Origin of the sequence: Haloferax sp. Atlit-109R, from assembly GCF_003665865.1 — an archaeon.
GTDB lineage: Archaea > Halobacteriota > Halobacteria > Halobacteriales > Haloferacaceae > Haloferax > Haloferax volcanii.
Map to the genome: position 1 here is coordinate 1 of NZ_QPLO01000044.1, position 434 is coordinate 434.

At 65.9% G+C, this 434-nt stretch carries 1 protein-coding gene; it reads right to left on the reverse strand.

The features are described from left to right. Window positions 1-390 (reverse strand): HD domain-containing protein (locus DVK03_RS19590; RefSeq protein WP_121593858.1); only part of this gene is annotated, 390 nt, incomplete at its 3' end. Window positions 391-434 lie beyond the last annotated feature (44 nt).

The following is a 434-nucleotide window of genomic DNA, read 5'->3' on the forward strand; positions in this document are numbered from 1 at the left end:
GTGGTCGACGACAGCGCCGCACACCTCCTCGATGAACGACTCGGGGTAGTTGCCGCGACTCTGGAGGTACTCGCGGGTGACGCGCGCGCCGGCCTCCGCGTGGACGTCCTGTTCGGCCTCCAGCTTCGCGACGTCGTGGAAGACGGCCGCGACCCGGACCACGTCAACGTCGGCGCCCTCGGCCTCGGCGATCTCGGTCGCGAGGTCGACGACGTTGAGGATGTGGTTGAAGCGGTACGACGCGGAGTGCCAGGGGTACCAGCGCATCCGTCCGCCGTCGTCCTCGCTCTCGACGCTGGCCGCGAGGTAGTCGCGGACGAACCCCTTCATCTCCTCGAAATCCTCGTCGCTCACCTCCGTTTCCTTAATTTCGACGCCCACCAGGACCACCTCGGGCGAAAAACTCGTGATTCATTACCGTCACCGAGGAGCGT